The organism is Pseudomonas atagonensis (assembly GCF_011369485.1).
Taxonomy (GTDB): domain Bacteria; phylum Pseudomonadota; class Gammaproteobacteria; order Pseudomonadales; family Pseudomonadaceae; genus Aquipseudomonas; species Aquipseudomonas atagonensis.
On record NZ_VXCA01000010.1, the window covers coordinates 61,686 to 71,634 of the forward strand.

The 9,949-nt window shown below is 60.4% G+C and carries 9 protein-coding genes; 6 read left to right on the forward strand and 3 right to left on the reverse strand.

Annotation, left to right across the window (positions count from 1 at the left end):
• Nucleotides 1-8: 8 nt before the first annotated feature.
• Nucleotides 9-896, reverse strand: coding sequence for a LysR substrate-binding domain-containing protein (locus F2P67_RS07120; protein ID WP_166218923.1), 888 nt, complete (start codon nucleotides 894-896; stop codon nucleotides 9-11).
• A gap of 99 nt (nucleotides 897-995) precedes the next feature.
• Here F2P67_RS07120 and F2P67_RS07125 point away from each other — a divergent pair, with 99 nt between their 5' ends.
• The 6 genes from F2P67_RS07125 (at nucleotide 996) to tadA (ending at nucleotide 7,827) form a co-directional block, all read left to right on the forward strand.
• Nucleotides 996-1,763 (forward strand): sulfite exporter TauE/SafE family protein, encoded by a 768-nt coding sequence (locus tag F2P67_RS07125; RefSeq protein ID WP_166218925.1) that lies wholly within the window; start codon nucleotides 996-998, stop codon nucleotides 1,761-1,763.
• 163 nt (nucleotides 1,764-1,926) lie between these two features.
• The gene (locus F2P67_RS07130; protein ID WP_166218927.1) at nucleotides 1,927-2,475 is read left to right on the forward strand and encodes a sugar ABC transporter ATPase; all 549 of its coding nucleotides are present in this window, start codon (nucleotides 1,927-1,929) and stop codon (nucleotides 2,473-2,475) included.
• A 116-nt stretch (nucleotides 2,476-2,591) separates the two neighbouring features.
• Entirely contained in the window at nucleotides 2,592-4,061 is a 1,470-nt protein-coding gene (guaB, locus tag F2P67_RS07135; protein ID WP_166218929.1) for an IMP dehydrogenase, read from the forward strand.
• Between the two features lie 99 nt (nucleotides 4,062-4,160).
• Complete coding sequence (guaA, locus tag F2P67_RS07140) at nucleotides 4,161-5,738, forward strand: glutamine-hydrolyzing GMP synthase (RefSeq protein ID WP_108590389.1); 1,578 nt, start codon at nucleotides 4,161-4,163, stop codon at nucleotides 5,736-5,738.
• A 212-nt stretch (nucleotides 5,739-5,950) separates the two neighbouring features.
• A complete protein-coding gene (locus F2P67_RS07145) occupies nucleotides 5,951-7,327 on the forward strand; it encodes a multicopper oxidase family protein (protein WP_166218931.1) in 1,377 nt (458 codons plus the stop codon).
• A complete protein-coding gene (tadA, locus tag F2P67_RS07150; RefSeq protein ID WP_166218933.1) occupies nucleotides 7,327-7,827 on the forward strand; it encodes a tRNA adenosine(34) deaminase TadA in 501 nt (166 codons plus the stop codon). Before F2P67_RS07145 ends, tadA begins: the two co-directional genes overlap by 1 nt.
• Before the next feature lie 166 nt (nucleotides 7,828-7,993).
• Here tadA and cmoB read toward each other — a convergent pair whose 3' ends face one another.
• Nucleotides 7,994-8,950 (reverse strand): tRNA 5-methoxyuridine(34)/uridine 5-oxyacetic acid(34) synthase CmoB, encoded by a 957-nt coding sequence (cmoB, locus tag F2P67_RS07155; RefSeq protein WP_166218935.1) that lies wholly within the window; start codon nucleotides 8,948-8,950, stop codon nucleotides 7,994-7,996.
• Nucleotides 8,947-9,726: a carboxy-S-adenosyl-L-methionine synthase CmoA gene (gene cmoA, locus F2P67_RS07160; protein WP_178120911.1), complete on the reverse strand. Its 780-nt coding sequence runs from the start codon at nucleotides 9,724-9,726 to the stop codon at nucleotides 8,947-8,949. The genes cmoB and cmoA overlap by 4 nt, the downstream gene beginning before the upstream one ends.
• Nucleotides 9,727-9,949: the final 223 nt, after the last annotated feature.

The window sequence follows — 9,949 nt, forward strand, 5'->3', positions numbered from 1 at the left end:
GGCGCAGTTTAAAGGCATTTGCCCGTGAATGTCTGGAGGAAGTGTTGCAGCAATGGTGTGGGATTTTGCCGAAAAGCGAGTGCGACCGTGCTCTCACAATTGCCCGCCAGTGGCACAAATCTCACACCGGCAGGCGCGATGTCCTGCATCGATTCCGGCAACAGGGCGATGCCGAATCCGGCCTGAATCAATTGCAGCTGCGTGGTCTTGCGCGACATCACCCGCGCAGCCTGTGGGAAGAAGCCGTGACGCATGCACAGATCAGCGCACAAATAGCTCAGCCCGCCGCGCTGCGGATGCGGGATTGAGATGAACGCTTCATCCTTCAATTGCGCCAGATCAACGGCATCAGCCTTCGCCAGTCGATGCTCCGCTGGCACTGCAAGCAGCAAACGCTCGGTGTAGAGCGGTATAACCTGAACGCCCTCGCGCTGGCGCAACACCGGCAGTCGCAACAATCCGATGTCGAGTCGTCCCTCGGCCAGTTCTTCGAGCTGCGCCTCTGAAGACAACGTGCCAATGTCCAGCGAGACACCGGGCTGCAGCTCCAGGTAAGTGCTCATATCGCGCAACAGTTGGCCGCTGATCGGTACGGTGCTGGAATGACACAGCCGCAAGGTGCCGCGCTGGCCCTGGCCGATTTCGGTCGCCAGGGTGCTGGCCTTGTTCAACTCATTGAGCAGATTTCTCGCACGCGGCAAAAAGGCTTCGCCCGCCGCCGTCAGCCGGGGCTGGCGACCCGTGCGTTCGAACAACGACGTTTGCAGCTGAGTTTCCATTTCCTTGATCTGTCGGCTCAGCGCCGATTGGGCAATGAACAAACGCTCTGCCGCAGCGCTGAAGCTGCCGCACTCGGCGATCTCCACGAAGTAACGCAACTGACGGGTTGACAGCACAGGTATGCCTTTTCGAGATGGCTTGACGACTTTGAAGATATTAGTCGCAACGCTCGGCGCTGGCTAAAGTCTTCTCAGGCTTATCAAGGAAGCGCATTAATGAGCGTGGCGGGATTGTTGAGTGAGTGGACGTGGGGTCTGCAGGGCTGGGTGATCATCGGGCTGGGCATTGCGCTGGCATACATCGTGTTCGGCATTGCCGGATTCGGCACGGCGCTGGTGGCCGGGCCGATCCTGATCGTGTTCATGCCACTGTCGAAGATTGTGCCGCTGCTGGTGTTGCTGGATTTCGTCGCGGCGTTCGGCAATCTGCTGCCGTCGCGCAAAAACGTGGCCAAACCCGAGTTGCAGCGACTGCTGCCGTGCATGGCGGTCGGTTGTACGTTGGGGGTGATCTTCCTGCTCAACCTCAAGTCCGATCTGTTGTTGCTGTTGATGGGGTTGTTCATCAGCGCTTATGCGGTTTACAGCCTGTGGGTCAAAGCGCGGCCGGCACAATTGTCAGCGGCGTGGGCGGTGCCGATGGGCACGGTCGGTGGCTTGTTCGGTGCGCTGTTCGGCAGTGGCGGCTTTCTCTATGCGATCTATCTCAATAGTCGCTTGCCAAAGGATGCGGCGCGAGCCACGCAAAGTGCGCTGATCAGTTGCAGCACGGTGGTGCGCCTGAGTCTGTTCGCCATCGCCGGTGTGTATGCCGAGCTACCCTTGTTGATGCTGGCGCTGTGTCTGTTGCCGGCGATGGCGCTGGGGTTGTGGATCGGGCGGCGTTTGACGATGCGCTTGTCTCGCGAGGCGTTTGTGCGGCTGGTGACGTGGTTGGTGCTGGCGAGCGGGATTGCGTTGATCGGGCGCTATTTAAGCACTTGACCGGATGGTCTCAGGGATTAAGCTGCCGGCCTTTAGGATCTCTTCGCTGGCAAGCCAGCTCCCACAGGTTTCTCAGGTGTACACAGGATGTATGAGCGACGGAGAATCCTGTGGGAGCTGACTTGCTCGCGAAGGCGTCAGAAGCCATACCGCAGGACTTTCCATGAATTCGCAAAGCATCATCGTTCCGAAAATCTCCACCTTGCCGGTCCACGAACCCCGGGCTCGGGCGATCGTGCGCTGGCTGGTGCGCAAAAACATCATCAAGGAAGAGCTGACGACATGCGGCCGAACCGGCAACCGCATGGCTTACGCGATTGCCGACGGCGCCCGCGCCGTGGTGCTGCACCCGCAGGCGTTGCCGTTCGGTGAGCCGATCAACGGGTTGGAAATCGTCACCAAACGCTGCATCTACACCCCGGCCAAGGGCTTTCTCGAAGAGGCCGGTTGCGCCGAGTGCCGCCGCGAAGTCGGCGAGGCGCTGTTCGAAAGCCTGGAAGAGTGGATGCCGGGGCGCACCGACAACTTCACTTGCCCGGAATGCGGGCATGAAGACGACATCAACGGCTTTCTGTTCCTGCAGGAGTGTGCGTTTTCCAACCTCGGTTTCATCTTCAACAACTGGCTGGAGGCGGGATTCAAGCAGAGCTTTATCGACGAATTCGCCGATTGGCTGGATCAACCTGTCTCTTGGGTCAAGGTGGAACTGTAAGGGCCGGCATTCCCGTACATCAGCAACATTGATATTAGGCTGAGTTTTACATTGAACAGCGGGGGGTGTCTGACTATAATGGCGCGCTTCCATTTTCCCGCTCGGGAGCCCCCGCGATGCTGCGTATCAGCCAAGAAGCTCTGACATTCGACGACATTCTCCTAGTGCCTGGTTATTCCGAGGTGCTTCCTAACGAAGTCAGTCTCAAGACCCGCCTTACCCGTGGCATCGAGCTGAACATTCCTCTGGTTTCTGCCGCCATGGACACCGTTACTGAAGCCCGTCTGGCAATCGCCATGGCTCAGGAAGGTGGCATCGGCATTATCCACAAGAACATGACCATCGAGCAGCAAGCTGCCGAAGTTCGCAAGGTCAAGAAGTTCGAAGCCGGCGTCGTCAAGGATCCGATCACCATCGAGGCAGACGCCACGGTTCGTGATCTGTTCGAATTGACCCGCATGCACAATATTTCCGGCGTTCCGGTACTGCACGATGGCGACCTGGTCGGCATCGTCACTTCCCGTGACGTGCGTTTCGAAACCCGTCTGGAAGCCACCGTACGCGAAGTGATGACGCCTAAAGAGCGTCTGGTCACCGTGCGCGAAGGCGCCAACAAGAACGAAGTCCGCGAGCTGCTGCACAAGCACCGCCTGGAAAAAGTTCTGATCGTCGATGACAACTTTGCCCTCAAAGGCATGATGACCGTCAAAGACATCGAAAAAGCCAAAGCCTACCCGCTGGCCAGCAAGGACGATCAAGGTCGTCTGCGCGTTGGCGCTGCAGTCGGTACCGGTAAAGACACCGGTGACCGCGTTGCAGCCCTGGTCAACGCCGGTGTGGACGTGGTGGTGGTCGACACCGCGCACGGTCACTCCAAAGGCGTGATCGATCGCGTTCGCTGGGTCAAAGAGAACTTCCCTGAAGTGCAGGTGATCGGCGGCAACATCGCCACCGGCGCAGCCGCCAAGGCTCTGGCCGAAGCCGGCGCCGACGCGGTCAAGGTCGGTATCGGCCCTGGCTCGATCTGCACCACCCGTATTGTCGCCGGTGTCGGCGTCCCGCAAATCAGTGCCATCGCCAACGTTGCCGCTGCCCTTGAAGGCACTGGCGTTCCGTTGATCGCCGACGGCGGCATCCGTTTCTCCGGTGACCTGTCCAAGGCCATCGTGGCCGGTGCTTCCTGCGTGATGATGGGCTCGATGTTCGCCGGTACCGAAGAAGCACCGGGCGAGATCGAACTGTTCCAGGGCCGTTCGTACAAGGCCTATCGTGGCATGGGTTCGCTGGGCGCCATGTCCCAGGCTCAAGGCTCTTCCGACCGTTACTTCCAGGACTCCTCGGCAGGTGCCGAGAAGCTCGTTCCGGAAGGCATCGAAGGCCGTGTGCCGTACAAAGGCACCCTGAGCGCGATCATTCACCAGTTGATGGGCGGTCTGCGTTCCTCGATGGGTTACACCGGCAGTGCCGACATCGAAGAGATGCGCACCAAGCCTGAGTTCGTGCGGATCACCGGCGCCGGTATGGCCGAATCCCACGTTCACGACGTGCAGATCACCAAAGAAGCGCCAAACTACCGCGTAGGTTGAGGCTTCAAGCAAAACGTTTAATAACCGGGGCTGTTTTATTCAGCCCCGAGTTGTTTCTGAATCACGACTGTTTCTGAATTACTTAGACGAGACTGAATCATGGCCCTCGACATTCACGCTCACCGCATCCTGATCCTCGACTTCGGTTCGCAATACACCCAACTGATCGCCCGCCGCGTGCGTGAGATCGGTGTGTACTGCGAACTGCACCCGTTCGACATGGACGAAGATGCGATCCGCGAATTCGCGCCTAAAGGCGTCATCCTCGCCGGCGGCCCCGAGTCCGTACACGAAGCCAACAGCCCGCGTTGCCCGCAAGCGGTGTTTGATCTGGGCGTGCCGGTTTTCGGTATCTGCTATGGCATGCAGACCATGGCCGAGCAACTGGGCGGCAAGGTTGAAGGTTCCGAGCTGCGTGAGTTCGGTTACGCCCGCGTTGACGTGGTCGGCAAGAGCCGTCTGCTCGACGGCATCGAAGACCACATCGATGCCGACGGCCTGTTCGGCCTCGACGTGTGGATGAGCCACGGTGACAAAGTCACCAAGATGCCGGAAGACTTCCACATCCTCGCCAGCACCCCGAGCTGCCCGATCGCCGGCATGTTCAACGACGAGCGTGCTTACTACGGCGTGCAGTTCCACCCGGAAGTGACCCACACCAAGCAGGGCGGTCGCATCCTGTCGCGCTTCGTTCTCGACATCTGCGGCTGTGAAGCCCTGTGGACGCCGTCGAAGATCGCTGAAGACGCCATCGCCAACATCCGCGCACAAGTCGGCACCGACAACGTGCTGCTGGGCCTGTCCGGTGGCGTTGACTCCTCGGTCGTTGCCGCACTGCTGCACAAAGCCATTGGCGATCAGCTGACTTGCGTCTTCGTCGACAACGGCCTGCTGCGTCTGCACGAAGGCGAGCAAGTGATGGCCATGTTCGCCGAGAACATGGGCGTCAAGGTGATCCGCGCCAACGCTGAAGACCAGTTCCTGAACAACCTGGCCGGCGAAGCGGATCCAGAGAAGAAGCGCAAGATCATCGGCCGTACCTTCATCGACGTGTTCGATGCCGAATCCTGCAAGCTGGACAATATCAAGTACCTTGCTCAGGGCACCATCTACCCGGACGTGATCGAGTCGGCTGGCGCGAAAAGCGGCAAGGCGCACGTGATCAAGTCGCACCACAACGTGGGCGGCCTGCCGGAAGAGATGAACCTGAAACTGGTCGAGCCACTGCGCGAACTGTTCAAGGACGAAGTCCGTCGTCTGGGCCTGGAACTGGGCCTGCCGTACGACATGGTCTACCGTCACCCATTCCCGGGCCCGGGCCTGGGCGTGCGCATCCTCGGTGAAGTGAAGAAGGAATACGCCGACCTGCTGCGTCGTGCCGACCACATCTTCATCGAAGAACTGCGCAAGGCCGACTGGTACCACAAAGTCAGCCAGGCCTTCGTCGTGTTCCAGCCAGTGAAATCGGTTGGCGTGGTCGGCGATGGCCGTCGTTACGCCTGGGTCGTGGCCCTGCGTGCCGTGGAAACCATCGACTTCATGACCGCACGTTGGGCGCACCTGCCTTACGAGCTGCTGGAAACCGTCTCCGGCCGCATCATCAATGAAATCGAAGGCATTTCGCGCGTCACTTACGACGTGTCGAGCAAGCCGCCGGCGACGATTGAGTGGGAGTGATCCTGCGCAAACCTTGATGGTTTGAGTGCTGGATAAAAAAGCCGTGTGAACGTGAGTTCACACGGCTTTTTGCGTTTATGTCGCTCTCTGGATTTACGGGCCTGCGGCCTGTGGTCACGGCTACTTTGCTGTTTCTTTCACAACTGCGGGTGTATCGTATTCGCCTTTTGCGGGCCCGGTGCCCGCCGCAGATACGTGAGGTAGTTGAGTTCATGTCCTTTACCCGTCGCCAAATCCTCGGTGGCCTTGCCGGTCTTGTTGTCGTTGGTGTGGGGGCGGGGGGCGCGTCGCGTTACTGGCTGGGCAAGATGGCTGATGCCAACGCGGGGCACGACTATGAGTTGATCGCCGCGCCACTGGACGTTGAGCTGGTGCCGGGGCACAAGACCGAGGCCTGGGCGTTCGGCCCGTCGGCGCCGGGCACCGAGTTGCGCGTGCGGCAGGGTGAATGGTTGCGGGTGCGCTTCATCAACCATTTGCCGGTGGCGACGACCATTCACTGGCACGGCATCCGCCTGCCGCTGGAGATGGACGGCGTGCCGTACGTGTCGCAACTGCCGGTGCTGCCGGGCGAATACTTCGACTACAAATTCCGCGTGCCGGATGCCGGCAGCTACTGGTACCACCCGCATGTCAGCAGCAGCGAAGAGCTGGGGCGTGGTCTGGTCGGGCCGCTGATCATTGAAGAGCGCGAACCGACCGGGTTCAAGTACGAAAAGACCCTGAGCCTGAAGAACTGGCACATCGACGACGAAGGCAATTTCGTCGAGTTCAGCATTCCCCGTGAAGCGGCGCGTGGCGGTACGGCAGGGCGTCTTTCGACGATTAATGGCGTGCCTTCGCCGGTGATCGAATTGCCGGCCGGGCAGATCACTCGCGTGCGTTTGCTCAATCTCGACAACACCCTGACGTATCGCATCAACATTCCCGGTGTCGAAGCGAAGATCTACGCATTGGATGGCAACCCGGTCGAACCACGGCCATTGGGCAAGGAATACTGGCTCGGCCCCGGCATGCGCATTTGTCTGGCGATCAAGGCGCCGGCGGCAGGCGAAGAGTTGTCATTGCGCAACGGCCCGGTGCGCCTGGGTACCCTGCGTTCGGTGGCTAATAACGATGCGCCGACTGACTGGCCCAAGGCGCTGCCGGCCAACCCGGTGGCTGAGCCGGACCTGGCCAATGCCGAGAAACTCAACTTCAATTTCGAATGGGTCGGCTCGGTCTCGGTCAACACCGAAAACGGCAAGCCGCCAAGCCTGTGGCAGATCAACGGCAAGGCCTGGGACATCACCGACAAAACCTGCGCCGATCGGCCGATCGCCAGCCTGAAACTGGGGCAGAGCTATATTTTCGAACTGAAGAACATGACCCAGTACCAGCACCCGATCCATCTGCACGGCATGAGCTTCAAGGTGATTGCGTCGAACCGGCACAAGATCATTCCGTACTTCACCGACACCTATCTGCTGGGCAAGAACGAGCGCGCACAAGTGGCGCTGGTGGCGGATAACCCGGGGGTATGGATGTTCCACTGCCACGTGATCGACCATATGGAAACCGGCCTGATGGCCGCCATCGAGGTGAAGTGATGCGCCAGATTCGCCCCGCGGCGATCATCGACCGCAGCCGTGATCGCGAATTCATGCAGGAGGCGCTGATCCTCGCCGAGCAAGGTGCGGCGCTGGGTGAAGTGCCGGTGGGCGCGGTGCTGGTGCAGGATGGCGAGATCATCGGCCGTGGTTTCAACTGTCCCATCAGTACCAGCGACCCGAGCGCTCACGCGGAGATGGTCGCGATCCGCACCGCCGCGCAAGCCGTGGACAACTATCGTCTGCCGGGCAGTACGCTCTACGTGACGCTGGAGCCGTGCAGCATGTGCGCGGGTTTGATCGTGCACTCGCGGGTGGCGCGTGTGGTGTATGGCGCGCTGGAGCCGAAAGCCGGGATTGTGCAGAGTCAGGGGCAGTTCTTCACTCAGGGCTTTCTCAACCATCGAGTGTTGTATGAAGGCGGGGTGTTGGCGGAGGAATGTGGCGCGGTGTTGACTGAGTTCTTCCGGGCTCGTCGAGCCAAAAGCCCCTCACCCTAACCCTCTCCCAGAGGGAGAGGGGACTGACCGGATTGGATAGGCGAGATCCGCCGACCTGAGTTATCGAGTCGAACTTAAGTTTTGAAAAGCTCCAAGATCGGCTCCCTCTCCTTGGGGAGAGGGCTGGGGTGAGGGGTGGGCTCACCGTGGTGTTTGGGAGAGCGGGTTATTTCTTCGCGACGATGACCGCCCGCATCGGCGCCGGCAGCCCTTCAATCGTCTTGCTGTGGTCTTGCGGATCAAGGAAGTCACTCAATGACTGATACTTCATCCACTCAGTCCCACGCTGCTCATCGACCGTTGTCATGCTGACATCAACGCAGCGAATGTCGGTAAACCCGGCACGACGCAACCACAATTCCAGCGCCGGCACCGACGGCAGGAACCACACGTTACGCATCTGCGCGTAGCGGTCTTCCGGCACTAGCACCTGATGCTTGTCGCCTTCGACCACCAGTGTTTCCAGCACCAGCTCGCCGCCCTTGACGAGGCAATCTTTCAGCGCCAGCAAATGCTCGATCGGCGAGCGACGGTGATAGAACACACCCATCGAAAACACCGTGTCGAAGCCTTCCAGGTTCGGTGGCAGGTCTTCGAACGGGAACGGCAGGTGCCAGGCATTCGGTTCGGACAAGTAACGCTGCACGGCCTGGAACTGGCAAAAAAACAGCCAGTTCGGGTCAACGCCGATCACGCTGTCGGCGCCAGCACCGAGCATGCGCCACATGTAGTAGCCGTTGCCGCAACCGACATCGAGGATGCGTTTGCCCCTCAGATCCAGATGCGGAGAAACCCGCGACCACTTCCAGTCCGAGCGCCATTCGGTGTCGACGTGCACGCCGAACAGATCGAACGGCCCCTTGCGCCACGGGGACAGGCCCATTAGCGCGGTGCGCATTTGCGCGCGGGTTTCATCGTCGCAATCGGTATCCAGCTTCAGGCCGTTGAGCAGGTCGACTTCGCTCGGCTGAATTTTCGGCAAGGCATCCAGCGCACTTTGCCAGCGCTCCAGATCGCCGTGGCCTTTCTCCATTTTCTTGTCGAGTTGCACTTGCAGGGTGTTGGCCCATTCGGCCAGCGGCGTGCCGGCCAGGCGGCGGGCGAGGGGGGACAGATCAATCATGGCAAGGCAATCAACGAGGCAAAGTTAAGACACTGGAACCACGGCACGACTTTCGAGAACCCGGCGGCCAGCAGGCGCTCGCGGTGTTCTTCGAGGCTGTCGGGCTTCATGACGTTTTCGATGGCGCTGCGCTTCTGGGCGATTTCCAGTTCGCTGTAGCCGTTGGCGCGTTTGAACGCGACGTGCAGATCGGTCAGCAACGCATGTTCTTCTGCATCGTTGAAGCGCAGCTTCTCCGACAGAATCAACGCGCCGCCGGGCAGCAACGATTGGCGGATGCGTGCGAGCAACGCGGTGCGCTGCTCCGGGGCGATGAATTGCAGGGTGAAGTTAAGCGCCACCACCGAGGCCGGTTTGAAATCGAGGGCGAGGATGTCGCCTTCGATTACCTCGACCGGCAGCAACTCCTGGAACATCGAGTCCTGACCGTTGAGGTATTCACGGCAACGCTCGACCATCGCAGCGGAGTTATCCACCGCGATGACCCGGCAACCGTCGGTGCGCACATGGCGGCGCAGGGCTTGAGTGACCGCACCGAGGGAGGCGCCGAGGTCGTAGAGCACCGTGTTCGGCTGAGCGAATTGCGCCGCGAGCACGCCGAGGTTTTCGACGATGGTCGGGTAACCTGGTACCGAGCGCTTGATCATGTCCGGGAACACCCGCACCACGTCTTCGTTGAAGGCGAAGTCAGGCACCTTGTCCAGGGGCTGGGCGAAAATGCGATCGGGTTCTTTGCTCACGGCGGTTCCGGCGGTGTCGGTGGAAAAGGCCGGCATTTTAGCCAAAGTGGCGTCGGGATGCTTGGGTGGTCCGACGTGGCGACGGGAGTTAGCCCCGTTGGGGTGCGAAGCTGCGCCACAACCAGGTGGCGCGGCATAACGGTTAGACCGCATGTGCAGGTTTTGACGCCTGCGGGGCAGCCCAAGGGGGATAAATCCACTCGCCGTGAGGGTGAGGGTCTTGGTTGCGGGAAAGTGGGGGCCCGGACGCCCGCCTGCG